The organism is Lentimicrobium sp. S6 (assembly GCF_013166635.1).
Classification (GTDB): Bacteria; Bacteroidota; Bacteroidia; order Bacteroidales; family UBA12170; genus UBA12170.
This window is the reverse complement of the sequence record NZ_JABKBZ010000070.1, coordinates 1-25,630: the sequence shown is the minus strand read 5'-3', so window position 1 is coordinate 25,630 and position 25,630 is coordinate 1. Positions and strand designations below refer to the sequence as shown.

19 protein-coding genes and 1 pseudogene are annotated in these 25,630 nt (G+C 33.3%); 11 read left to right on the top strand and 9 right to left on the bottom strand.

What is annotated here, in order from left to right:
• Positions 1-308: 308 nt before the first annotated feature.
• From HNS40_RS17970 to HNS40_RS17955, 4 genes are all read left to right on the top strand, one after another.
• Positions 309-1,136, top strand: a complete 828-nt coding sequence (locus tag HNS40_RS17970; RefSeq protein WP_172283471.1) for a hypothetical protein — start codon at positions 309-311, stop codon at positions 1,134-1,136.
• A 23-nt stretch (positions 1,137-1,159) separates the two neighbouring features.
• Positions 1,160-1,756 carry a hypothetical protein gene (locus tag HNS40_RS17965; protein WP_172283469.1) on the top strand — a complete coding sequence of 199 codons (597 nt, stop codon included), beginning with the start codon at positions 1,160-1,162 and terminating at the stop codon, positions 1,754-1,756.
• Positions 1,757-1,931: 175 nt separating this feature from the next.
• A complete protein-coding gene (locus tag HNS40_RS17960; RefSeq protein WP_172283467.1) occupies positions 1,932-5,198 on the top strand; it encodes an AsmA family protein in 3,267 nt (1,088 codons plus the stop codon).
• A gap of 90 nt (positions 5,199-5,288) precedes the next feature.
• On the top strand, positions 5,289-5,630 hold the full coding sequence (locus HNS40_RS17955) for a hypothetical protein (RefSeq protein WP_172283465.1): 342 nt from the start codon (positions 5,289-5,291) through the stop codon (positions 5,628-5,630).
• Positions 5,631-5,841: 211 nt separating this feature from the next.
• On the opposite strand, the gene HNS40_RS17950 is transcribed toward HNS40_RS17955, so the two are convergent.
• Both HNS40_RS17950 and HNS40_RS17945 read right to left on the bottom strand, forming a co-directional pair.
• Complete coding sequence (locus HNS40_RS17950; protein ID WP_172283463.1) at positions 5,842-6,903, bottom strand: CNNM domain-containing protein; 1,062 nt, start codon at positions 6,901-6,903, stop codon at positions 5,842-5,844.
• 84 nt (positions 6,904-6,987) lie between these two features.
• Positions 6,988-7,545, bottom strand: a complete 558-nt coding sequence (locus HNS40_RS17945; RefSeq protein WP_172283452.1) for a peroxiredoxin — start codon at positions 7,543-7,545, stop codon at positions 6,988-6,990.
• Positions 7,546-8,442: 897 nt separating this feature from the next.
• Here HNS40_RS17945 and HNS40_RS17940 point away from each other — a divergent pair.
• Together HNS40_RS17940 and HNS40_RS17935 are read left to right on the top strand one after the other, a co-directional pair.
• Positions 8,443-13,440 (top strand): amino acid permease, encoded by a 4,998-nt coding sequence (locus HNS40_RS17940; RefSeq protein ID WP_172283450.1) that lies wholly within the window; start codon positions 8,443-8,445, stop codon positions 13,438-13,440.
• A gap of 10 nt (positions 13,441-13,450) precedes the next feature.
• Positions 13,451-14,161, top strand: coding sequence for a mechanosensitive ion channel domain-containing protein (locus tag HNS40_RS17935; RefSeq protein WP_172283448.1), 711 nt, complete (start codon positions 13,451-13,453; stop codon positions 14,159-14,161).
• 288 nt (positions 14,162-14,449) lie between these two features.
• Here the strand turns inward: HNS40_RS17935 and HNS40_RS17930 are convergent.
• The 3 genes and pseudogenes from HNS40_RS17930 to HNS40_RS17915 form a co-directional block, all read right to left on the bottom strand.
• A pseudogene (locus HNS40_RS17930) lies at positions 14,450-14,811 on the bottom strand (transposase).
• 62 nt (positions 14,812-14,873) lie between these two features.
• On the bottom strand, positions 14,874-15,026 hold the full coding sequence (locus HNS40_RS17920) for an IS6 family transposase (RefSeq protein WP_172283441.1): 153 nt from the start codon (positions 15,024-15,026) through the stop codon (positions 14,874-14,876).
• Between the two features lie 3 nt (positions 15,027-15,029).
• Positions 15,030-15,221, bottom strand: coding sequence for a hypothetical protein (locus HNS40_RS17915; RefSeq protein ID WP_172283439.1), 192 nt, complete (start codon positions 15,219-15,221; stop codon positions 15,030-15,032).
• 10 nt (positions 15,222-15,231) lie between these two features.
• Here HNS40_RS17915 and HNS40_RS17910 point away from each other — a divergent pair, with 10 nt between their 5' ends.
• The gene (locus HNS40_RS17910) at positions 15,232-15,384 is read left to right on the top strand and encodes a hypothetical protein (RefSeq protein WP_172283437.1); all 153 of its coding nucleotides are present in this window, start codon (positions 15,232-15,234) and stop codon (positions 15,382-15,384) included.
• A gap of 109 nt (positions 15,385-15,493) precedes the next feature.
• Here the strand turns inward: HNS40_RS17910 and HNS40_RS17905 are convergent, their stop codons facing one another.
• Complete coding sequence (locus HNS40_RS17905; RefSeq protein ID WP_172283435.1) at positions 15,494-16,858, bottom strand: T9SS type A sorting domain-containing protein; 1,365 nt, start codon at positions 16,856-16,858, stop codon at positions 15,494-15,496.
• 135 nt (positions 16,859-16,993) lie between these two features.
• On the opposite strand from HNS40_RS17905, the gene HNS40_RS23545 reads away from it, so the two are divergent.
• Complete coding sequence (locus tag HNS40_RS23545) at positions 16,994-17,116, top strand: hypothetical protein (RefSeq protein WP_256367556.1); 123 nt, start codon at positions 16,994-16,996, stop codon at positions 17,114-17,116.
• Positions 17,117-17,566: 450 nt separating this feature from the next.
• Here the strand turns inward: HNS40_RS23545 and HNS40_RS17895 are convergent, their stop codons facing one another.
• The 3 genes from HNS40_RS17895 to HNS40_RS17885 form a co-directional block, all read right to left on the bottom strand.
• On the bottom strand, positions 17,567-19,030 hold the full coding sequence (locus tag HNS40_RS17895) for a PQQ-binding-like beta-propeller repeat protein (RefSeq protein ID WP_172283433.1): 1,464 nt from the start codon (positions 19,028-19,030) through the stop codon (positions 17,567-17,569).
• A 24-nt stretch (positions 19,031-19,054) separates the two neighbouring features.
• The gene (locus tag HNS40_RS17890) at positions 19,055-19,699 is read right to left on the bottom strand and encodes a DUF4386 family protein (RefSeq protein WP_172283431.1); all 645 of its coding nucleotides are present in this window, start codon (positions 19,697-19,699) and stop codon (positions 19,055-19,057) included.
• Positions 19,700-19,877: 178 nt separating this feature from the next.
• Complete coding sequence (locus HNS40_RS17885; RefSeq protein ID WP_172283429.1) at positions 19,878-21,590, bottom strand: FG-GAP-like repeat-containing protein; 1,713 nt, start codon at positions 21,588-21,590, stop codon at positions 19,878-19,880.
• Between the two features lie 215 nt (positions 21,591-21,805).
• Between HNS40_RS17885 and HNS40_RS17880 the strand changes: the two genes are divergently transcribed.
• From HNS40_RS17880 to HNS40_RS17870, 3 genes are all read left to right on the top strand, one after another.
• A complete protein-coding gene (locus HNS40_RS17880; RefSeq protein WP_172283427.1) occupies positions 21,806-22,849 on the top strand; it encodes a sensor histidine kinase in 1,044 nt (347 codons plus the stop codon).
• Positions 22,846-23,541, top strand: coding sequence for a LytTR family DNA-binding domain-containing protein (locus tag HNS40_RS17875; RefSeq protein WP_172283425.1), 696 nt, complete (start codon positions 22,846-22,848; stop codon positions 23,539-23,541). The genes HNS40_RS17880 and HNS40_RS17875 overlap by 4 nt, the downstream gene beginning before the upstream one ends.
• Before the next feature lie 526 nt (positions 23,542-24,067).
• The gene (locus tag HNS40_RS17870; RefSeq protein ID WP_172283423.1) at positions 24,068-25,189 is read left to right on the top strand and encodes a Fic family protein; all 1,122 of its coding nucleotides are present in this window, start codon (positions 24,068-24,070) and stop codon (positions 25,187-25,189) included.
• Positions 25,190-25,630: the final 441 nt, after the last annotated feature.

Here is a 25,630-nt window from a genome sequence, read left to right as displayed (position 1 = left end):
TTCTTTAGATTTAACAGAAGGAATCATCGCCAATCAATTTTAGATAAAATCATTCAGAGATGCGTAGAGCATAAACCGATTGCTTACGCTTCGATTAAATTACACGAGACTTAAATGGGTAACCCTATTATATTAATTAAAACACTATTTGCTATTAGATAGCCTTTGATAATAAATAACATGCCATTTTTTTTTGCAATAAATAAAAATATACCTAAGCACTTGACATTAGAATACAAATAGTTGTACTTTTGTATAGTTCATATTTTATGAAGTATATATAATAACAAGTATTAAACACAAAAGCTATGTCACCTATAAAAAAATTAAAATCAGGATCGTCAATTAAAGTATTTATCCCTGCCATCATTTCTTTTATCATACTTGCCTTATCCTCTATATTTCTAGGTATAGAAATTGGATTAAAAATGCTGGGAGGAATTATTATCATTTATGCCTTAATCAGCTTAGGGTTCTATTATCTTCAAACTAGAAGCAATGTATATTTAGTAAGCTCCTCTTACCTTCTTGCTTTTGGCTTTGTCCTATTTACCCTACAAACTCAACACACTGGCAATCACCCAATCGTATTCCCACCTATCTCTAGACTTTTTTTAGTTTGGATGATTCTTTCCTGGATTTGGCTTTTCTATATGATGGTTACCGGCCAGACCCGATGGAAAGGAAATCATATTTTAGAGCTTGCAGCCATAGGAGTTGAATCCTCAAACGATGCCTATACCGAACGCCCATTCCCGGTTAGGGAAATCGATTTTACTAAAGATGAGATATTGGCCATGGTGGCATATTTACGCAAAAACCTCATTTGCATCCATTATAGCGATGGGGATAAAATATACCTTATTCCAACCAATAATAATGCAGCTATGGGCTTGCTCGTTCGGTCTGGCTTTAATGTAATACAAGACACTTGGATCGCCTTTGACCCTACTGGTCAAGTGAGTGTACATATTTCTCGAAAAACCTATCTATCTTATAAAGAAAACCTAGCATTCGACCAACTCTGCAATAATCTTGGAAACTTATTTATTGAGTTCTTAGATGACTATCGCAAAGGTGAAGAAGTCAGAATCATAGATAAGCTTAACACTGTAAAATCAGACTTTTTCGCATAATTTATAATCTAAAATCACAAGTCATGACTTTTAAAGAAGCAGCAATATTGGGCTCATTTTTGGCAAAAGAATATACAGAGGAGTTTTTCAAATTACTGGTGAACTACAGAAGTATATCATCATCTGAGGCAGCATCAAGACTTAATTTGCATATTAAAACCGCTCAGGACTTTCTCGAGGCCATGACCAAGCTAGGTATTCTAGAAAAGGAGGAGGTATATGAGAAGAAAAGACCCTATAATAGATATACATTACTAGTAAACAGAATTACTATTGATTTAGATTTAGAAGTACTAGGAACCAAAACAGACCCACAAGATCACAGTACCATGCATATTCGTGAACATAAAAACGCTGGCGTAAACTTTTACACCGCCCGCAATAATGAATATTTCAGTAGTGTTGCTGTTTGGATAGGAAAAGGCCGTGAACGTACCGAAAGAAAAATAAATCTCACTAAACCACAAGGGAAGTTTTTATTTCATTTACCATTTCCAACTGCCTATTTTGAAAGCGTAGCTACCATTATGCGAAAAGCTGATGTAGAAGAAAGTGAGATTTCAGAAATATTAGATATTGTTTATGCCTTGATTGAACTAAAAGTTATTGAAAAGGAATAATGATGGAAACCTTAGTGAAGTCAACATTCAACACCCTCAAAATAATAGTAGGTCTCCCATTAATTTTAGAAATGTTGACGAGAAAAAACAGAAATTATTTTACCTTTGAAAGATTAATAAGATGGATGTTAAATTAACTTGATGCCCAGCATTCAAAATCAAAACAAAGGGGAGCATGAAAATTCTGTATAAGTTCATAAAAATAACAGGCTTGATTATTTTATCATTAATTCTTTTCATGATGATAACCGTAGTGGTTGCCAAAATATATGAAGACAAATTAGCATCCTTTACCATCGAAAAATTAGAGACCGAGATAAACGCTCCCATGTCCATAGGCAAGGTTTCTCTTAACCCTCTATTTTCTTTTCCTAGGCTGACTGCCGAAATAAACCAATTATACATCGGTGAACCCCAAAGCCAAAATAGCGACACGCTTTTCTTCATCAATAGCTTAAAAGTGGGCCTTAACTCTTGGGATCTAATGTTTGGAATTTACACCATTGACAAATTGGAAATTGCAGGATTAGATTTTGAATATATCATTGATAAAAATGGGAGGTCAAATATCGACTTTCTCTTAAACGAATCGATAGATTCTAATAATGAAAATACAGAAGATACTCTTACAAGCGGCCTCGACTTTAGTGCAGAGAGATTTAATTTGGAAAACATTCATATTAATTATTATGACAGTATTACAGATATTGGATCACAGATTACTATTCCTGAAATCACTATAAAAGCCAAAACAAACAACAATTATTATAATGGGAAAGCCAATGGTTCCTTTACTCTAAGCCATTGTCAGTTCGAAGATACAAAGGTAGATCAAATGGAATCCTGCAAACTAGCTTTCGATTTGGAATTTGAAAACAACGAAACCATAATCAACCAACTCAACATCAATAGTGAAGGCATTGTTTTGCGTATAATGGGAACTGTCAGCAATAATGATGACATTGGAATAGATGCCGTCATTGATGCATATACTCTGGACTTGAATATCTTGAAAAAATATGCTCCCGAAGAATATATCAGCTTAGTCCAGAACACAAGCCTTCCTCAAATAGAACCCATTCGCTTAGATTTAAAAGCGAATTATAATGACGAAAAATTGGAGCTTAACAAACTGGCATTAGAAAGCAATGGTATCTATTTAGGAGTAAAAGGAGTTTTTAATTATATGGACACCATCACAGTGGATGCTATAATTGAATCATTAAGACTAGATCTTAATGTTATAGAGAATTATCTACCCTCAGGCTATATGAAACAATATGGCATCCTCGACATCGAAGGCATATTGGATATTTCTGGGACTATTAAAGGAGATATGGCCGATTCCACCATGATACCAGTTGTTGATGCCCAAGTAAACTTAAACAACATAAAGATTCTATCCATTGACTATCCTCAAATTGATACTTTAAAACTAAGAGCACACATTAATACAGGCCAAAAGATGGATATGAGTGAGGCTTCCATTCATATTGAACATCATGAACTGATTAGTCCACTGAGCCACATACAAATGGTAGGAAGCCTATCCGATTTTCACAACCCCAACTACCATATCAACTCCATTTCATATTTAAATGCGGCTGAATTTGAAAACTTAATTCCTGACGATTTTGCAAAAAGCATGAACGGGAATATTGTCGCAGAGATTAATACAAAAGGCATCATCCCCGAAAAATACAGCGATGATTTTATAGATGACATAATGGATAACAGTACTATTTCCCTTCAATTCAAGGAGTTTTCAGCTATACTATTTGATTCAATACCAATAGAGCATTTTAGCAGTCAAATTAATTACACACCTCATAAATCAAAAACAAAAGAAATCCAAATAGAACAACTGAGTTTAAAATCTGAAGCATTTAATATCAATCTAAACAACTCCTCTTTATCAACTCTATTAAATGGAAAACTTAGCGACCCTATTCACATGGGTGCACAAATAAATTCATTTATCATTCAAAATGGAGGGAATAAACTCACTGGCAGTGGAGAAATAAACAATTTTGAAAGCCCAGAATTCAAGATTAAAACCAATGTTACCCTGCAATTTGATGAGTTAATGCCCTTTGTACCAGATTCAATGGTGAAGGACATGTCAGGACTAGCACATGCCTATATCACTTCTCAAGGAAAGGTCAATCTTGATTCTTTGGATTCGCAATTAATGCACATACTTTTCGAAAAAAGTAGTTTTGATTTAAAGCTAAACAACATTGCCATGACATTCCCAGATTCAACTATGAATATGAATGGTATCTCCGCTCAAATTCATTTAGAAAATGACAGCTTGAGTATCAATCATTTTTCAGCAAACTATAATGGTTTACAACTGGGAACAGACTCTAGCAAAATCATCAACTTATACAAAGCCGTTCTTCTGAATCAAGAAAAAGAACTATATGTTCATAGCAATATCAAAGTTGGAGATTTCTATCTTGATGATTTTAAACACCTAATGAATCTTGGCAATTCCGAAGCAGAAAAACACTCCCAAGAAAACACTCCTCAGGAAAAACAAAACTGGACCTATTTAATTCATGGCTCAGCCTCGGTAAATAGTGTTATCATAGATTCAATGCTTCTTGATGATTTCAATATCCATAGACTCCATATCCACGATATGTCCTCCCTTTTTAAATTTACCGACAGCTCATATATTTTAGATCAATTTAACTTTAAGGTATTCGAAGGTGAGATGAGTAATTCGGTTCATTATAAGCTTAGAAAAGATGGCACACAATCTGTTTCCACCCATAATGTAGTCAGTAATATGAATATGCAAACACTATTACAGGACATGGATAATTTTGGAATGGATTCATTAATCACTTACGATAATATAAGTGGATTATTATCTGTTGACATCAATACATTTGTGCCTATTGATGATTCGGTAAGAATTGATAAAATGATGATTAGTGGGGATCTTAAACTAGAACAAGGAGGTGTTTATAATTATCCTCCAGCACAGGAGATTTCAAAATTCACAAGCATTAAAGAACTCGACAATATCCAATTTAAAACCTTACGAAGTAATATTTTCATGTTTAAAAACAAGCTTTATGTTCCAAGAACAGATATCGTTAGTAATGCCATGGATATAGCCGCTTTTGGGATGCAAAGTCTGGAAGGGGACAGTGAATATCACATGGAAATGCATTTGAGCAACATCCTCTTCGGCAAATCGCAAAAAAGAAACAAAAAACAAAACGAAAGCGGAGAAGAAATAGATAAAAAGTCACTTAAAAAAAGTTCTAGAAAAATCAGATATGCAGTTACAGACGGGAAATCAAAAGTGGGTCTTGATTCAAAGGACAGTCGAGATGATATGATGAATAAGATTAGAGTACAAAAGAAAATGCTTGACTTCATCTTCTTCCCCAAAAACATCCATTATAACACAAAACCAGAATAAATTTAAAATAAGAGGACTTAGATTCTGAAAAATACTTAATTTTGTTTAATCATTTAGCTTTATTTTAGCTATGCACTAAATACAAAACCTATGAAAATATTAAAATTATTGGCGGCCTTTGCAATGATAGCTTTAATCTCAATATCATTCTCAGCATGTGAAGAAGAGAATGATGAAAGCTGCGAACAGCAAGATATGAATGAAGTTCTTAATTGTGGGGAAGAAAAGAATGTAGAAGTTTGCTGTATAACGGGCTCCTCTTGTACATACAAATATAACGGAACAGAATATCCAGACACAGATACAGGACTTAATAATTTGGCTGATGCATTAGGATGTACTTACAAAAGTTCTGCAGATTATGAAAAACAAAAACTTATAATTATTGAACATCTGGTTGCATTAAAGTATCGCGCGAGTAGCAATTATTGATCGATTATTTCTGAAACCTCAAATGTATTTAATAGACTCTCTTCCGAACCCCAGTTTGTCATTAAAACGAGGATGAATTATAATAACAGCGGCAATATGTTAGGATGATCATTTGCAACATCAATCTTTGCTATTTCCACCTATTACACAAAACGCTCATAACAGGCTACTTAAAACCAGTTTCCAACCAGGTATAAATCTAGCTTTTATCTTAGTCTTGCTTTTCTAATTTATTAATATTATTATATTTCGACTGTCTTTCCTTCCATCGTTCCCTCGCGTATTTTCGCATATCAACAATGGTATCTTTTTCATCCATAATCTCAAGCCCAAGCAATGTTTCTATAATATCCTCCATCGTTACAATTCCGTCTAAACCACCATATTCATCTACAATTAAAGCAATATGCTCTTTTTTATCCAATAGTTCTTCCCATAAAGTAAATAATACAATGCTATTTGGCACAACAACAATCTCTCGTTTTACATCTTTGAGTCTTAATTCATGTTGGTCTTCTGCCAGTTTTTCAAATACTTCCTGTCTAAAAACATAGCCTGTAATGTTTTCATCATTTTCGGTATAGATTGGAATACGGGAAAACTTTAGGTAATCTTTATTCTTGAAAAAATCGCTGAGATATAATTCCTCATCTGCAACTGCAACAACAACTCTTGGAGTCATTATTTCTGTTACTTTCACATTCTTGAGACGCAGTACATTTTGAATAATTTTATGCTCTTTATTTGAAAAAACGCCTTCATCTGCTCCTATATTTGCTAAGGCAGCGATTTCCTCTCTACTGGTAGTTTCCTCTTGCTTATTTTTTGAAATAAGTTTAGTAATCACTGCTGACATCACAACCAATGGATAGGTAATAATAATCATGAATTTAATGATTTGATATGAAATCTTCGCCAGGTTCCTCCAGTATCTAGCTCCAATTGTTTTTGGGATTATCTCTGTAATTACCAAAATCAAAATGGTTAATATGGCCGATACCAGGCCAAAAGAAGCCGCCCCAAAAACAGCAACTGCTTGCGCTCCAACACCAGCTGCACCAATGGTATGCGCTACTGTATTTAATGATAATATTGCAGACAAAGGCTTATCAATATTGCTTTTCAGATCTACAAATCCTTTTGCCCAAGCATTTCCGTTTTCCTGCTTAACTATCAAAAAGGATTGAGGAGTAGAGAGAAGCACTGCTTCCATTATGGAACATAGGAATGAAACAAACAGAGCCAGAAACAAATAAAATAAAAGTAATAACATGTATTATATATCAAATTTACAAACTATGAAATCATCTAAAAAAAAGTCCTCAGGAAAATGTATTCTAAGATTTGAGATTATAGCTTAGAACCAAAACCAAGAACCATTTTTCAACTTCTTCAGTTTTTTATCCAAGTCTTTTGGTTTTAAATTTATAGCTAAAATCTTTCCTTCCCCATCTATTAATACACTTGAGGGAATCTTCTTAATATGATATGCATTTGCTGCAGGTGAGTCCCAGCCTTTCATATCGCCCACATTAATAAAATCTATTATACTATCCTTTACCACTGTATTTTTCCATGAGATCTCATTTTTATCAAGTGATACAGAAAATATTTCAAAGCCAGTTTCTCCATTATCAAATTCTGAGTCTTTATAAGTATTTAATATCTCACGCAGTGCAGGAACCTTTTTACGACAAGGGGCACACCATGCTGCCCAAAAATTGATAAGAACCACCTTTCCTTTTAGTTGGGAAAGCTTGATGGTTATCCCTTCAATAGATGGAAGCTCAATATCTGGAGCCATCATTCCAATTTCAATCCCTTCTAGATTTTCCTTTTTTTGGGCAAGCAAATCACCTGAGAATAAAAAGGAAAAAGAAAGTATTACTAAAAGTATTGTAAAATTATGTCTCATTAAGCCAGTTTTAAAAATTTAAAACAAAGATAAATAAATATTACAGTGTCCAATTATAGAATAGTTTTATTGTATCAAACTGAATAACAGCCATACAATAAGGCTTCACTTCTTAATTTGATATTTATATTTTTTTAAATAAATCACTTTAGGTAAAATAAAATTCTATTGGGTTTTATCTCAGGGCAAACGCATACTTTTAATTTGTCCACAGATTTCCGCAATTTAACACAGATTGCAAACAAAGTTCAGCTTTGCTGTACTCTGTTTGTAGAAATAATCTGTGAAAATTAGTGGAATTAGTGGGCAGCTTTTTCTTTTTTAATTTAATCGTTGATTTTTTAATTAAAACTGAAAGTAAGAGTTTGCCTTGGGTTTATCTTAACGTTTGCATTTATACTTGAATTTAATAAAGAATAAATTCGAATAGCACAATAATTTATACCGGATAATTTAGTCTCCTTAAATCAAACAGACTACTAATATTAGAATTGCTTTAGCAAAGAAAAAAGTTTTCAATTCATTTTATGTGGCTTATCAGACTATTGTTATTTCTATGGATCTTAATTCTTCAACACCTAATAACTATTTGAATTAACCTTCCATTTACAGATTATCATCGATTTAAGATTGAATATGTTTAGCTTAGCTGATTAGCCTTTCAGTATTAGAAAAGAAATAATGTAAACCCTCTTAAAGAGAAAATGACTTGTAAAGCCGATCTAGTTCCTAAAATTATAGATAAAATTAAAAAAACAATAAAGTTAGTGATTTGTAAACTCAAATTGAAAAATATATACATTTGACGAAAAGAAATCCATATTCGGCTGGATGATTTTTAAAGTATTACCCTAGTGCCCAAGGCATTAGTAGTCATTGTTTTTATAGATAAATAATATGTCAAGAATTAAAAAATTCGGAACTTTTAGTGGTGTTTTCACCCCCTCCATTTTAACAATTTTGGGAGTTATTATGTATTTACGCTTTCCTACTATCTTAGGGCAGGCGGGATTAATAAATACTATTGCTATTATTATAATAGCGCATATTATTTCCATAACTACTAGTTTAAGTGTTGCTTCCTTATCTACTGATAAAACAGTAAAAACAGGAGGAACCTATTTCATGATTTCACGGAGTTTGGGATTACCAATTGGAGGTACTCTTGGTTTGGCACTATTTGTGGGCTTGTCATTCAGTGTCAGTTTGTATCTCATTGGATTTGCAGAGAGTTTTCTTGCCTATTTTGATATGGATTCTTCTATCAATTCTATTCGAATAGCGGGAACCACCATATTAATCATTGTGACTACCATAACATTCATTAGTACAAGTTTGGCCATAAAATCTCAGTATTTTATTATGGTCGCTATTGTCCTCTCTTTAATTTCTATCTTTTTTGGTCACCATGAATTTACACCAAAAGAAATTCATTGGGAACCAATGGTTAATGCCGCACCATTTATGATTCTTTTTGGAATATTCTTTCCTGCAGTAACTGGTTTTGAAGCTGGAGTTTCGATGTCTGGAGATTTAAAGGATCCGAAAAAATCATTACCCATAGGAGCCATGGCAGCTGTTGGCGTAGGTTTGGTAGTTTATATAGGATTGGCATTTTTCTATACCTTCACTGTCGATGCCGAAGCATTAATGAATGATCAAGATATACTGTTTAAAATATCCTTGGTTCCTGTATTAGTGATTATCGGAATTTGGGGAGCCACCTTATCGTCTGCTTTAGGAAGTATACTGGGCGCTCCTCGCATTCTTCAGGCCATCGCAATGGATAAAATAGTCCCAAAGTTTTTTGCTAAAGGAACTGGAAAAACCAACGAGCCTCGAAATGCACTCCTTATGGCTTTCCTAATTGCAGAAGCAGGTATTTTGATTGGACAATTAGATGTAATAGCACGAATTGTTTCCATGTTCTTTATAACCACCTATGCTTTTTTAAATTTAGCATCTGCCATAGAAAGCTGGTCTAGCTCAGATTTTCGCCCTGCCTTTAAAATACCAAAATTTGTTAGTATCCTAGGAGCCACTTTTGCTTTTATTGTCATGATATTATTAGATTTCGCGGCCTTGGCAGGTGCCGTATTGGTTTTAGGCTTGTTATTCTTCTACCTTCGTAGAAAAGAGTTAGTCTTAGAATCTGGCGATGCATGGAGCAGCTTCTGGACTAATATGGCCAAAAAAGCTTTATTAAAATTGAGTTCAGAAAAAACAGATAAACGAAATTGGCGTCCTAACATCATATTGTTTAGCGGAGGAGAAGAATCAAGACCCCATTTAGTTGAATTAGGCTTAGCCTTATCTGGGAAACTGGGCGCTCTTACCGACTTTGAATTATTGCTTCATCCTTCTCAAAGTAAGAATAAAAAAACTATTGAAATAGCAACTACTAAAACTAAGGAGGTCAATTTCTTTAAACGAAAATTCACTTGTGATACTATAGAATCTGGAATCGAATTAGTAACCAGCGTATATGGTTTTAGTGGTTTTGAACCCAATACCATCATGATGGGTTGGAGTAGGAATGTGAAAAATGGAAATTTCTTAGCAAATGTACTTACCGACCTAAAAAACAAAGACTTGAATGCAGTATTTTTAGACTATGATAAAAAGGCCAGTTTTGGAAAAAAAGAAACCATAGACATATGGTGGAATGGGAAAGGTAGAAATCTGAGTTTTGCATTGAATTTAATGCGGATTCTACTAACTGCGCAAGAATGGCGTGATGCTCATTTGCGGATTTTAATTATCAATCCGAATAGCCAAAATACAGATAGATTATATAGAAATACGAAAATCCTACTTGAGGAAAAAAGAATAGAAGCCAGCGTTAAGATTATTAGCGATGATTTTGGAAATCGTAGCCTAGATCTGGTCATCAAGAGTGAATCTACCGAAGCAGATTTAATTATTCTTGGAATATCAAGCAATCAAAGCAATTATCAAAAAGAGTATATAGAGAAGATAAATAAGGTTTCTGAATTGAATTCAAGTATCATGATATTGAGCCCTTCAAATGAATTTGAAGAGATTAATCTTGTTGATATACCCATTAAAAACAAACCATTAGAGACCGAGAATCCTGAATTACCTAACTTAAAACCTATCCCCAAAATAGAAAACAAAGTCCTAAAAATAAGGATAGAACAGTTGGATGAGGATTTACGAGGAATAGTGACTGAGTTTTCCGATCGTACACTGAAAGATGCAGGTCTTTATGAATTGAATTTAGTTTCTATTTTACAGGAATTTGTGCTTCAAAATTTAAACACCTTATTAAGTTCTATACAAGAGCTCAAAGGCAAACAATTATCTAGAGGCATACACAAGCAGCATCAAATATTTTTGAATTTTAGTGTTCAGTACTTTGATAATCTAGCAAAAGAAAATCTTTTGAAAACCAAGGAAATATTGAGTCAGGGAATTCATTCTTTCCTTCTAAAACTTGACAATCATCTATACGCAGCACCAGAAACTATCATTATTCCTTTGGTGGAGCAAAATACAGATAAAGAGAAATTCATTTATATTAAATATCGTGAGCTTCTATATGCACATAGTCAAGGCTATTTGCAACCTGTAGCTTTAGAACAATTGAAGATTTATGAAGAATCTAGCCTTTATGTATTCTCACAACTAAAAAAAGTGATTTTATTAGTCAGTGATATCTATAGTAAGTCGATTTCAAAAAATAGCTATGGAATTGAACTACTGAATCAAGATATGAATCAGGTTCGTGATATCTTCTCCGCCCTAGATCAAAAACAGAGAAATCAGCTTGTAAAAAGCAAATCAATTTTAATAGACATAGTGCGTAATCAGATAACGAATATTACTTTGGATTTAATAAGTCCAGAAGTCAAAAAACTTATTCGAAACAAAATAAAAGTAAAACATCCTTCACTTTCAGACCTATTTGAATCTTTTCCTGAAGATTGGGCTATCAGATTGAATTTGATCAACCAAGCCATCGGTTTGGATTGTCATATTTTTACAGAACAAAAAATAATCCAGTCAATAATAGCAAAAAATAATGAACGCATTGGCAATCTGGTGAAGGAAAGAGTGCTTCAACCCTATGAATTAATTCAGAGGAATATTGAAAATTTACAATCTGAAACAGATGTTAAGCTAAAAGAAGTTTCATTCACTGAAAATATAGATGTGAAAGAGATATTTTCCGAAGCCCATCTCAGGATATATGAGATTTTGGAGAAACTGCCGAAAGAAATAGAAATATCTGAAGCTCCTTCCGAAGAATCTTTAAATGTAAAAGTAGCACCACAAAAAATAGCCCGCTATTATATCGACACGTACTTATATGAGCCATTTTATAGGGAATTAGCAGAACTAGAAGCACTTTGCCAGCAGGCCATAGTTGACGGAAAAGAGTCCTCGAGTTTGATAAAATTCCGGATGGATAACGAAAGTGAAGAGGAGCCTACAGAGGTTTTCGCATATAAAAGCTTAACCGTTTTCTTAAATGAAATTTTAAAGCAAATATTAAAAACGCAACAGGCAATTATTCTGAAGCTTCATAGAATGGAAACTCAATCCGAAGCTATGATTAAAAATGCTTTAGCTCCATTGTTTTCCCATGCTATCATAGAAGCTGAGCTTGAAATCTCATCTCTATTGAGGGAACAGAAAAGTAAAAAAATAAGCTTAGGATTATTTACTAAAACTTCATTAATTAGAAATAAAATCAATTCCCTATTAACTGATTTGTTATACAGTTCCAGTGACGGAATGATCATGGCTCAAAAGTATCTTCTTCATCAAGAGAATTCTTTAAGCAATAATCAACAAATTCTAGATATAGCTGACCGTCAGATGCCAGAAGATACTGTTTTAGCCAAGGCTCCCATTTTTTATAGGACTTTATTTAACAGCAGTTCATTAATAAATGAAGACTACTGGGTTCCTATGCTTAATGAAACTCAACTGTTGAAAGAATCCATAAAAAGACATAAAGAAGGATATGGAGGAGCAATTTTAATTAAAGGTGCCCATGGTTCTGGCAAAACCGCCTTGAGCCGATTTGTGATGAATCGTTTTTTCAAGAAAGATAGAACTTTTAGTATACAAGCCCCAAAAGGAGGATCGATTTCTCTAAATGATTGGAAAAGCCAAGCTGTGAAGGCTCTGGGATTGAAATCTTATACCACAGAATTAAGCCAACATCTTCCTACAGAAAGTGTGATTTTAATAAATGATTTTGAGCTGTGGTGGGAGAGAACAATAAATGGAATGTTGGTGATTGAAGAAATTATTGAATTGATCAATCAAAATAGTCATCAAATTTTATTCATTATCAATTCCAATTCCTATGCCATTAAGCAGATTAATCAGCTTATTTCTTTAAACGAATATTTCATTGCGATACTCGATAAGCAAGCTTTTGATGCACGTCAATTACAACAACTTATTTATAATAGACATAAATCCAGTGGACTTACTTTCTATTATCAAGAGGAGAGCGAGGATAGTCTTTCTCAAATTAAAATGGCTACTTTATTCAATCAGTATTTCAGATATTCACAAGGGAACCCAGGAGTGGCCATGAATGCCTGGCTTGCAAATATTGTTAAGATTGAACAGCAAAATATATTTATTAAGAAACCTGAACTTCCAAATCTGGATGTTTTAATGAACATAAGACCCGATTGGCTGATTCTTATTGCCTTGTTTATTCAACATAAAGTGATGACTACAGAAAAACTATCCAGAGTAATGTTACTAAGCCATGAGGAGTCATTTAAATTGATCAGACAGTTGCTTAATGCAGGAATCTTGGTTCATAAAGGGAAAGAGATTTATACTATCAATAAATATTTGGAACCCTTTTTAGTGAATATTAGTTTGAAAAAGGGAATCATTTAAAAAAATAATTATGTATTTAACACTCCTATTAGTCATTATAGCGGTATTTTCTTTATTTAGGCTCTTCTATTTTTTTCATAGAAAGCTTGCTCTTCCTATCATTTGGAAACACTATTTGGGATATTTATTGCCGGTTGTGGAATTAATAAGTTGGCTTGGTGTTGTCATTTGGGCAATACGGTTTGTATATGCTCGTCAAGATTTTATCATTCTGATTGTCTTCGGATGTTTAGTTTTGTTGATGATCGTCCCCGTTTGGTTTTTATTACGTGATTTTCTATTTGGCGTCATTTTAAAACTTCAAAGAAAAATTGAAGTGAACCGCGAAATTAATGTGGAAGGTTTAATAGGGAGCGTTATTAAAACAGGATATTTCTCCTTTGATATCCTCACACCTCAAGGGAGTAAAGATGCAATACCCTATAGTAGAGTCATTTCAAAAGTGATATCACATGATAGCGATAACTCAAATCTCGTAAAAAAGAAATTGATATTCACATTTAGCTCAACAGAATTCTCCCAAGTCACACTAACAAAACTTCAAACCCTTTTAATCAATTGTCCATTTGTAGCCAGTTCAGAACCCCCTTTAATTGAAGAGCTTGTTCAGCAGAATGAATCACAAAAAGTGGTGGTATTCGTTTATACTTTAAAAGCGGAGCATATTGACAAAATCAAAGCCTATGTGGCCAAGCATTTTGATGGTCTACTACTTTCTTAAGAAGCTTCTCTATTTCTGTTCTGTCACATAATGGAAAAACCAGCAGTATTGACCACCCTTTGCCGAAGTTGTTGACCAGCCCTCATATTTACCTAAAATGGATCTTGATTCAACATGAATTAATTATTCAAATTAATTTATTTCCTTACTCCTTGGTTATGAAGCATTAACACAACTCAATTTAAAAAATTAAATATAATTAAATATGATACAGCTAAAGAATAAAATAATTTAAAAGCATTGGCTTTAGAGTTTTCAATCTGATTCTTTCTAATGATAATCATGGTTTCAATTCCTACTAGTTCCTTGGGAAGATTCAAATTCTTTAAATCCTGTATTTATTGCTGTTCTCCTCTTGATATTCCGATGGTCTTGCTCCACCATATTATTCAAATACTGGCATTGTCGCCATCTAATTTCCTTGAAATTCCGTTTATTAAATGTCCTTATACCTTCCTTGTTTGCTCCACTTTTATCGATATTAATAAGCCTTGGTTTTCCATTATTACCAATGGCTTTATTCAAGAATTTCTGAGCTGTTCCCTTCATCCTTCTCTTTTTAATAGGAAATCTATGGTATCCCCATACTTATCTACAGCTCTATATAAATAGCGGTCCTTACCTCCTACCTTGATATAGGTTTCATCCATCCCCAAAATCATTGGCCTTCCGTTTCTTTCGATGCATAATTGCTTCAATCAAAGGACTGAACTTAAAAAACCCATCTGTGAATAGTAGAGTGATCTGCCTTGATTCCTCTTGTTGAAAGTAATTCTTCAACATCCCTATAGCTTAATGTGAATCTTAATTTATAATAAACTGCTTGAAAGATGATATTTCTGGGATATCGGTGGTGCTTAAACATCAATTATAGTTTTGTTGGTGGGTAAAAGTAGAAATTATTTAACATTGAGTAATTAATGCTACAGAACCCAGTAATATCATTAAAAGATATATCCACATATGCCAATAGATTAATATCAGTTTCATCATAATAATCATTAAACACTGTATCAAGTATTACATCTTTCGTCCAATAACTATGATATAAAAAATCCATTTTTTCACAAGTGGTTTTATTAAATGAGGAGAAATTAGGCTCTTTTCAGCTGCAGGATTTTGATTGCATGGGAGAATTGGTCAAGGAGCAAAAAACCATGATGAAAGAAGGCGCTGTGGTGATTGATGTCCCTGCTTCAGGGTTGGTGAAGTTTATAAAATAGTTTTCAGGGATACTGATGACTCTAAATTAAATACTTTCACAGATCAATAAGAAACCATTCTATCCAAGTCATCAGTGTTCTAAGAAAACAATAAAACAAAAAGAACAAGCTAATCCGCCTTTATAAATCTGCCCCTATATTCATTTTGACCTCCGCTAACTTTGATTTGATATAAACCATTATTCAAATCATAAATATTCAACCAGTTTTGTTCCAGTTTATGTTCTAAAACTAACCTTCCAGACAGATCGTATACTTGCACTATTAGATTTTGATTATCAGAAAAATCCTCATTAAAATAAATCAAGTTACTGGCAGGATTTGGAAAAATAGTTGCATTTTCAGATTCTTGAAATTCTTGGATAGTAGTAGGTATCTGCCCATTAAATCGTGCAATATTATTCTTTGGGTCATCCTGACTTCCTGCATACTGAAAATCACCACCCAAATATAAGTCTCCATTATAAGCGCACATAGCAAAGCCTATCCACTGTGTGGAATTGGAGTTGAAAAAGCTTAAATCCAACCACCTATAAGTATCTTCAGTTTCTTTTAGTACAGAGCAGGCAGAGATATTATTTGGGCCTTCTTCATAATAAAAAACACCCGATACAAATAGCTCATCATCATAAATCATGAGATCTTGAATATCCCAAAGATTAACATCAATGTTCATTTGGTAAATGGACCAGTTTGAACCATCATATTTTTGCAAAGTGGTATAAAATGGATCAAAGAAAATACCACCAGCATATAAGTCATTATTGTAGACCAATAATTTATAAACCTTATCATATAATCCGTTAGAAAACATGTTTAAAGACTCCCAGTTTGAACCATTAAACCGGGCTACATTTTTAACTGCATTTCCATCCACCTCATCAAATAATCCACCTGCTATTAATTGATCATTATATATCTCCAAAGTATATATTTGGCCTTGATTTCCACTGTGGGTATACGCTCCAGGCAAATCCGTCCATGTTGCACCATTAAATTTAGAAACTCTGGATACACCTTCCGAACCAATAATACTATGATTGGTGATATAGAGCTCATTATTAAAAACCAACATATCATAAATTTCACCTCCCCAACTTACAGGATCATAATCAATTACTGGACTCCAAGCAGAACCTGTCCATCGTGCTATTCCTTCATATTCCTGTGTATAATTTGGATCGCTGAAAAACCAACCAGAAGCATACAACCATCCTCCATAAATTTCAAAATCAAGGACTTCACCAGCAAATCCATTACCCATTGGATGCCATTGTGAACCATCCCAGCGGGCAACACAAGCTGCTTCTTGTCCCCCAGCTTCTGTAAAATAGCCACCAACAATTAAATCACCTTCATATTCAATCATGGCTTTTATAGATCCATTAGTTCCACCTCCAACAGCATCCCAGTCTTGCGCAAATCCATTAAAAATCAGTAATTGCACTACAATAAAAAGTAGAGTTTTTTTCATCATCATTTGTTTTAAAATTGAACTCCAAATATATTTTGAGAGGAATAATTTAGCAATAAGACATATGGCGTATTCTTTGCAGTAACAAGCTTAGACTAAATCATTATTTTTACAAAAATTCATTCTAATAAACTTATGAAAAGATTAACAGGAATAGGCGGCATATTTTTCAAGACTAAAGACCCAAAAAAAACAAAAGATTGGTATCAAAAACTTTTAGGTCTGGAAAAAGATGAATATGGAACTAGTTTTGAATAGCAATAAGCAGAGGAGCCTAAAATGAAAGGCTATACGGCTTGGATGGAAAAAACGCTGACCTAGACCACCCTTAGCCGAATTTAACAGACCACCCAAAGCCAGAGCAAGCTGACCATGTTCGCCAGAGCAATGTGACCACCCTAAAAAAGAACACTCACCAACTCTGCTTAATCCTGTATTTGAGTTGCTATAGGAGTTAGGCGACAAATAAACAGATTAATTTGAATAACTAATTGATAATGTAATGATAACTTTTCTCGGTGAAACTAAGGGGTGGTCAATCAGATTGGCACAGGGTGGTCAATGTGACTGGCTTTTCCACTATACCTATCAAAGTGAAGGCATAAAAATATCTAAGTCGTCCTGGTTCAACAATCAGCACCAATAGATCAGAATTAAATTGATCATGAGCCAATTATTTAAGTTTCTTTTGCTTAGTTTCACAATACATTACTTGGTTTCGTTGTCAGGTATTTGTTTCTGAATTATTGTCTTTTTATAATATTCACTAGAATTTATTTCAAGAAAATAATACCCATCCTGAGCATTATTGCCATGGCTATCTGTACCATCCCACTTTATTAAATGTTCTCCCTTGTTAATTTTCCCTGAATACAACTCAATCACTTCATCTTCGTTCAAATCTTTTATCTGAATACTAATAATTGTATTGTAATTTATTTCATAACTAATATTCAAGGTGTCTGAAAAGGAAGATGGAGTAACATCAAGGATTTCAACAGAATTATAGCCTTTAGTTTTTAAGTTGGGTTTCTCATGAAGAAATGCATCTAAATCAAGAGCATAAAGGTTTCCGTTGGCACTACCCATGTACAACATATCATTTGCTACAAGCAGGCTCGAATAGATATTTCCTCCAAGCGTAGTGAAATTTTTAAGACTGCCATCGGATTTGTTTAATGCATAAAGATATCCCCTTCCCGGGCTTGTACCATAAACATTATAAGCATCGCCAGTTGTGAAAAGCAAAGAGTTTTTATAAGCCAATGGTTTTGAGAAGTTGTTATTCAAAAACAGATAAGCCCAATATTTTTCTCCAGTATTTGCATTGAAAGCCAACATTTCGTGATTATCAGAACCCCCAATAAATAGGGTGTCATTATGCACCAATGGGTCACCAGAAATCCATCCACCGGCCTTTTCTATGTAATTCCATTTTTTTTCTCCAGTGTTTTTATCCAGTACTTGCATTTCTGGATTCCTCATCCCAAAAAACAACAAATCATTATTAATTGTCAATTGTGTATTTATTTGTCCGAAGGTATTGTACAGCTGTTTTTCGTAAGTTTTATGTTCCCATAGTTTCTCTCCAGTTGCTAGGTTATAGGCATCAACTTTACCATTCCAATCACCAAAATACAGAATTGAATTCTCTATAATTAAACCACTTTTAATTGCAGCCGTATCTGTTCTTAATATCTCTTGTTTTATTTCGCCGGTTTTCAAATCGAATCCTTTCAATTCACCATTTCCTAAACCAAAATATATTATTGAATTGAAAATTGCTGGAGCACCACTATGATAATCCCAGGGGTCAATTTGAGAAGAGCCTTGTTTATCCTTACTACTGTAACACCAGACTTGTTCTCCGCTATCTTTATGCAATGCAAAAACATCATTTCCACTTTTAAAATATACCATGTCCTTATTTATCAATGCTTTTGACTGTATGCTTGACTTGGTTTTCAAATTCCAAATTTGCTGTCCCGTTTTTAAATCAAGCCTATAGAAAATAGAGTCATTACTGCCAAAATAAATACCCTCTTCATCAATGATTGGATGAGACAGGATTTTTCCATTGGTTTCGAAGGACCATTGAACAAAAGGATTTTGCTGCGACTTTACATGAAACATGCAAAGCAGCATTGCGATTAAAAGAATGGAATTTTTCATCTCAGTAATATTTTAGATAGAGGACTAAAGGCTGTTTTTTTTCTTGAATAAAACTACTGTAAACCAGATATATATGACGAGCATCCAAATGCCCATAAACGGACCTACATCAAATAAACCTGAACTTGCAGGTGAATTTGGGAAAGTGATCATATTTAAAATTAACAATGTAGCAGCAATCAAAGAACAAATATACCCAAGAAAAGCTGGGAATTTGGGTGATTTAGCAATATTCAAACCAAAGAAGAATAAGGAGATGGTAATGAAAATATCGAAAGCCACATCAAGTCCAGCTTGCACACGATTAGCTCCTTTGAAAGTGGCCTTTAAAAGTGCTTTTGTATCTTCCGAAGGAGCTAAAGCCAAGGCCTCTTGATTCCACATTATATTAGCTTGTTGTACTACTATTAATGTGCAAGCCAGAGCTCCACCAATGATTCCAAAAATATAAGCAATTTCTAATGTTGGTGTGTGGTGAGTTTTTTTTAGGAAATGATACAAACCCATGTATGAAATAATCCAAAGCAATGGGAAGGCAAAACCAAACAGTTGACCTAAAGTTAATGGAAGTGGTAATACTGCTGCTCCGAAATAGAAAAACACAGATACAATGCCTGATATTGCTCCTATTTTTTCTATTTGATGAATGGTGCTTTTTTCTTGTTTCATAATTTAAAGTTTTTGAATTTTCGCTATTTAAATGACGACATTGACCATCAGATTGTTACATTAAAAGTGCTTGCTCTTATATCTAGGTTTTCTTATCATACTTATTAATAGTTTTAAAAATTACTTAGCTATTAGATTGATTTTGATAAGAAAGTCCACTTATGACTAGCACGGTTTTTTATTCTTTAATAATTTTCATGTTTTCTTGGAAAGCTACATCCCTAATTTTTAAAATGTATATACCTTTGCTTAGTTCATTTAAATCAATAATAGCTACATTTTGTATGGGTTTTATTAAAGAATTAAAAACTCTATCCCCTTGCAGATTAAATATTTCGATCTGTGTATCTTCAGCACCTAATTCCGGGCTTTTTAGAGTTAAATAGTCTTTTATTGGGTTAGGATATATAGAGATCTTTTTTGTGTGAACTCCTACTCCTGTATTAATATCTTCAGTTATATGAATCAGATCATTGGGTGCCAGATTTGTAAAGTTTTGTATCATACCAGAAGTCCATTGTATTTGCAGACTATCGATTACTATTGCGTCTTTTAAACCAAAATGAACTACCAAACTATTTTGACTACAATAGCCTGATTGCGAACTGACTTCTCTAGTTTGCCAAATGGAGTTTCCATCGATTTGTGCTTTGCATCTTACCTTTACTCCAATAGCCGACTGGTTTGTTATCAAACCAGTCAGATTTATTTTAATCCAATTATTTTGGTTTCCTTCGTTTTTATACAAATAGTTGTTTTGTGTTTCATCTTGCCAATTGGCAACCACCAAGTCTAGAAAACCATTATTGTCATAATCGCCCCAGGCACACCCATAGGAGTTTCCCAGATCTGTTGCTGGAAGTTCATCCGTAACTTTTATAAAGCCATCATCACCATCATTTCTGTATAGATGATTCTGTAGATCATTTGAACAATAGCCATTTGTGACGAACAAATCCAAATCACCATCGTTATCATAATCACCAAAAGAGGAACTAAATGAGCAATCCTCCTCAGTATCCCAAGGTCCAGATACTTCTGTAAAGATATCATTACCTTCGTTTTTAAATAACTGGTTGTTTTGTTGATAGTTGCTGATAAATAAATCGTAATCCCCATCATTATCGTAGTCGCCCCAACTACTACTAATTGAGGTATAATTGTCTGATGTGATAGAGATATCGGTCAATTTCGTAAATTGAAAATTCCCATCGTTTCGGTATAGGTTATTCTTTTGATTGCTTTCATTACTAACAAATAAATCCTGATCACCATCATTATCATAGTCAATCCAATTTACTGATCGGGAATAATAACTATCGGTTGTGGGACTAATATTTACGACTTCCTCAAAAAATCCTGTTCCCGTATTTCTGAATAATGTGTTTGCCTTGTTACCTGCGCTATTTGTTATATAAAGATCAACGAAACCGTCATTATCTGCATCGCCCCAAGAGGCGGTTTCTGAATACCCGCCATTGGTGGCAATAAGGCCTGTGTCTATTTTATTGAAAACACCTTCACCCATATTTTTATAGAGGAGGTTATTCATATTATACCAGTTTACAATAAACACATCAGTATTTCCATCATTATCATAATCCGCACAACTTGCTCCATCAGATGGTGTTCCGTCATTAGTAATAACACTCTCCATCAAACTAAATGACTCACCGTTATTATTAATATATATCATATTATTCTCACCGCCTGTTTTACCATTTGTGATCAGTATATCCTGAAAATCATCATTATTAATATCAATAAAATTACAGCTACGCGAACCACTTGGAGTATTTACTATCTCTCCGGTAATTACTTTGCTAAACTGCTGTGCATTGATGTTTAAGGTGGCGAAAACTAATAATGCCATGTAAATTAATCTTTTCATGATGATGATGTTTTTGGGTTAAATTCTGGCTAAAACTAGCTATATGGTTTTTTACAAAAAAACTATTTCAACAGATTCATTCTTAGAGTCAATGGAAAGATTAATACTGTATACAGGCCTATTTTTGTATACTTAAAGTCAGTTTTATTGACCTGAATCAGCTATATGTAGATAAAGTATCAAATTATTTATGAAATGAGATATCTTTGCTTGCTATGACGAAAGTTTGGGACATAAAAAGAATTTTGGAGCATCTGCTTTTTTGGATGGTTTATTGGCTTATGATCAGTTTTTTTCAAGGACTATATGATCTTGATTTTGTAAAAATACTATTGAGTAGTTTGATGAATCTACCCTTGACAATAGTTTCCACCTATTTCTTTATTTACTTTATCTTGCCTCTAATTTATAAGAAGAAACTAATATTATTTTTAATCTTTTCCATTTTATTACTAGCTACTTCTGTAATTCTTCGGCGAATTTTAATTGCATATATCCAGTTTCCATTATTTTTTGCTGATTCAGGATATACCTTTGTTTTTTTAGATTGGTACCGAATTGGTGGGCACTTTGTTCAAAATATTGAAGTGATAGGAATAGTTTCAGCTATTAAGTATTACAGAGACTGGAATCGAAATAGGAATAAAATAGATGCTTTAACCAAGGAGAAAAAGGAAGCGGAATTAAATTTCCTGAAAGCTCAGGTTCACCCTCATTTTTTATTTAATACCTTGAATTCCATCTATTATGAAGTATTGAAAAAATCTGATAAAGCGGCAGCTCTTGTCATCCAATTATCAGAATTACTTCGGTTTACTTTATATGAGTGTAAAGACGATTTTATACTTTTAGACAAAGAATTAAAAATAATTGAAAACTATATAGAAATAGAGAAAAGCAGATATGGAGAACGATTATTAGTTAATTTCAGCTATGATAGGAAACCAAATATAATGATTCCGCCATTGATCATTTTTTCCTTGATTGAAAATAGCTTTAAACATGGTGTTTCTGAACAAAAGGGAGTAAATCAGATCGATATATCCATAGCAGTTAAAAGTGACAATATTAGACTACATATTAGGAATCCAATTTCACGAAATACTAAAAAAGACAGCCTGGGCGCAAGTGAAGGAATAGGTCTTGAAAACACAATTAAGCAGTTGGATATTATTTATGATTCAAGATATGTTTTAGATAGCTCTATTGTAGATCATAATTATAATTGTATTTTAGAGATTCCAATCAGTGTTAAATGACAAAAATAAAATGCATTATTATTGAAGATGAATTTCCTGCTGTTGAGATACTAAAGGAATTTATTGGGAAAATTTCCGATTGGGAAATCATGTCAAGTTTTGACAATGCCCTGGATGCAATTTCCTATTTGTCGAAAAATAAAGTCGATGTCATATTTCTGGATATTCAGTTACCTGAATTAAATGGAATAGATTTTATTAAAACACTGGTGAATCCTCCACTGATAGTAATTACATCGGCTTATAACGAACATGCCATTGAAGCCTTTGAACTTGTTGTTTTTGATTATCTGTTAAAGCCCTATTCTTTTCAGCGATTTGTTAAAACAATATCGAGGATAAATAATCATTTTGAATCTGGCGATAATGAGAGCATCATTTCCAATGATCAGTATATCTATGTAAAAGAAAACAGGAAGAATATTAAGATTCTAATTGATGACATCATTTTTATTGAAAGCCAAAAAGAATATGTGCGGATTGTTTGTAAAAATCATGATGTAAAAACCAAACTTGGCATTACAAAAATCGAAAAACTGTTTACTGAACATCATATGTTAAGGGTACATCGCTCATTCTTGGTATCCATAAATAAGGTGACTTCTTATACAAAAACCCAAATTGATATCAATGGTCATCTTATTCCAATTGGTAAATATTATCAAAAAGATGTTTTGAAACAACTTGAATGATGTTCCATTTGATTTTCATTGCTGGTTCTGTTGCATTAATCCATTCAATTTTAGAAATCTAATATGATTAAATATCATATAGCTAAAGAATAAAATGTTTTAAAAGCAGTGGCTTTAGAGTTTTCAATCTGATTCTTTCTGATGATATTTATGGTTTCTATTCCTGCTAAAGTTCTTTGGGCTGACTCGAATTTCTAAAAAAAGTCAATATTGACAAAATTAAATTCAGTGACCTTAATTCTAGTCAAAAACAGTCAAAGGCTCAAGTATATTTACAAGCTTGGTTTACATACCTCTTCTGGAAATAAAAAAATGGAAAAGGCACTCCAGAAGGGCACTCCAGTGTGACTATTGAGAGAACAACATAAAAGATGTTAATTATGTCAATATTGACAAAATATAAAATGTGAATTTGTCCTAAGCTAGAGTAAATAATACGACAGAATCAGGATGGCTGAGCTATAAAAACTTGCTTATAGCTCATATTATACATATATTTGAGCGATATATGATAATATTATAGCTCATGATCTATAAAAAATGGAATTGGCAACATAATAAGTGGCCTCACTTTACTTATGACAAAAAGGTATTACAGAAATTAGAATACCAGTTTTTACAAAACACAGGTATGGTTTCTGGTGTATTAAAACATATTCAAAAAGATTCTAAAGATGACCTTTTGGTGGAAATACTAAGTACGGAAGCTCTTAAAACATCTGAAATAGAAGGTGAGATTCTTAGCAGAGAAAGTGTCCAGTCTTCAATCAAAAATAACTTAGGCCTCAAAACTGAAAAAAGAAAAATACCACCCGCTGAGTTTGGTATTTCTGAAATGATGGTTGATTTATATAAGAATTATAACAAACCCTTATCACACGAACAACTATTTGAATGGCACAAAATGATTACTAATGGCCGGCGTGATTTAATAAATATCGGAGGATACAGAAACCATGAAGACTCTATGCAGATTGTCTCTGGTGCTTTAGGCAAAGAGAGAGTTCATTTTGAAGCTCCAGCATCAAAACAACTGCCTTATGAAATGGACCAATTTATTTATTGGTTTAACTCTGTTCACGAAGATAAAGACAAATCGGAGATGCTAGCATTGACAAAAGCTGGAATTGCACATCTATATTTCGTTAGTATCCACCCTTTTGAGGATGGAAATGGACGAATTGGACGAGCTATTGCTGAAAAATCAATTGCCTTAAGCATTCATCAACCTACATTAATTTCACTATCATACACCATAGAAAAAGACAAAAAAAGCTATTATTCTTCACTGGCAAAACATAATACAACTTTAGACATTACAGAATGGTTGGTTTACTTTGGTCAAACTATTTTAGATGCCCAACAAAACACCTTAAAACAAATTGAGTTTTTAATCGAGGAAACAAAGTTTTTCGATCACTTCTCTCCTCAATTAAATGAACGCCAATTAAAAGTAGTAAAGCGACTGTTTGACGCAGGATATTCGGGGTTTAAAGGAGGTTTAAGTGCTGATAACTATACTAAAATTGCCAAGACATCTGCTTCTACTGCAACCAGAGACTTACAAGATTTAGTGGAAAAGAAAATACTAATAAGGACAGGAGCATTAAAAGGCACACGATATTCACTTCATATTAAGTCTGTTTAGTATAGTTCTGTCACATTAAGAACCTAGGTAATCACTTCTGCCCCAAATATAAAGACTCAAACAGGTTCTGTCGCATTAATTCAAACGAATTCTAAAAATCAAATATAATTAAATATTATACAGCTAAAGAATAAAATGTTTTAAAAGTAGTAGCCTTGGGTTTTTCAATCTAATTCTTTCTAATGATACTTACGGTTTCTATTCCTGCTAGTGTTCTTTGAGCGGATTCAAATTCTTTAAATCCAGTATTGATGGCAATTCTCCTCTTGATAAGAATAATGTTTTAAAAAAAGCCCCAATAAAATTAGGGCTATTGTTTTGGCCCCTTAAACAATCGGACAAAGTTATAGTTAGAAATCTATAAATTTGTACGATCATGACAGAAAAAAGAAAGTTTACAAAAGAAGAAAAGCTTCAATTAATAAAAGAAGCAGCCGAAAA

What these genes read in the sequence shown, in the direction of transcription:
- HNS40_RS17970 (WP_172283471.1), top strand. Translation starts at nt 309, where the DNA reads ATGTCACCTATAAAAAAATTAAAATCAGGATCGTCAATTAAAGTATTT.
- HNS40_RS17965 (WP_172283469.1), top strand. Translation starts at nt 1,160, where the DNA reads ATGACTTTTAAAGAAGCAGCAATATTGGGCTCATTTTTGGCAAAAGAA.
- HNS40_RS17960 (WP_172283467.1), top strand. Translation starts at nt 1,932, where the DNA reads ATGAAAATTCTGTATAAGTTCATAAAAATAACAGGCTTGATTATTTTA.
- HNS40_RS17955 (WP_172283465.1), top strand. Translation starts at nt 5,289, where the DNA reads ATGAAAATATTAAAATTATTGGCGGCCTTTGCAATGATAGCTTTAATC.
- HNS40_RS17950 (WP_172283463.1), bottom strand. Translation starts at nt 6,903, where the DNA reads ATGTTATTACTTTTATTTTATTTGTTTCTGGCTCTGTTTGTTTCATTC.
- HNS40_RS17945 (WP_172283452.1), bottom strand. Translation starts at nt 7,545, where the DNA reads ATGAGACATAATTTTACAATACTTTTAGTAATACTTTCTTTTTCCTTT.
- HNS40_RS17940 (WP_172283450.1), top strand. Translation starts at nt 8,443, where the DNA reads ATGTCAAGAATTAAAAAATTCGGAACTTTTAGTGGTGTTTTCACCCCC.
- HNS40_RS17935 (WP_172283448.1), top strand. Translation starts at nt 13,451, where the DNA reads ATGTATTTAACACTCCTATTAGTCATTATAGCGGTATTTTCTTTATTT.
- HNS40_RS17920 (WP_172283441.1), bottom strand. Translation starts at nt 15,026, where the DNA reads ATGTTTAAGCACCACCGATATCCCAGAAATATCATCTTTCAAGCAGTT.
- HNS40_RS17915 (WP_172283439.1), bottom strand. Translation starts at nt 15,221, where the DNA reads ATGGATTTTTTATATCATAGTTATTGGACGAAAGATGTAATACTTGAT.
- HNS40_RS17905 (WP_172283435.1), bottom strand. Translation starts at nt 16,858, where the DNA reads ATGAAAAAAACTCTACTTTTTATTGTAGTGCAATTACTGATTTTTAAT.
- HNS40_RS23545 (WP_256367556.1), top strand. Translation starts at nt 16,994, where the DNA reads ATGAAAAGATTAACAGGAATAGGCGGCATATTTTTCAAGACTAAAGAC.
- HNS40_RS17895 (WP_172283433.1), bottom strand. Translation starts at nt 19,030, where the DNA reads ATGAAAAATTCCATTCTTTTAATCGCAATGCTGCTTTGCATGTTTCAT.
- HNS40_RS17890 (WP_172283431.1), bottom strand. Translation starts at nt 19,699, where the DNA reads ATGAAACAAGAAAAAAGCACCATTCATCAAATAGAAAAAATAGGAGCA.
- HNS40_RS17885 (WP_172283429.1), bottom strand. Translation starts at nt 21,590, where the DNA reads ATGAAAAGATTAATTTACATGGCATTATTAGTTTTCGCCACCTTAAAC.
- HNS40_RS17880 (WP_172283427.1), top strand. Translation starts at nt 21,806, where the DNA reads ATGACGAAAGTTTGGGACATAAAAAGAATTTTGGAGCATCTGCTTTTT.
- HNS40_RS17875 (WP_172283425.1), top strand. Translation starts at nt 22,846, where the DNA reads ATGACAAAAATAAAATGCATTATTATTGAAGATGAATTTCCTGCTGTT.
- HNS40_RS17870 (WP_172283423.1), top strand. Translation starts at nt 24,068, where the DNA reads ATGATCTATAAAAAATGGAATTGGCAACATAATAAGTGGCCTCACTTT.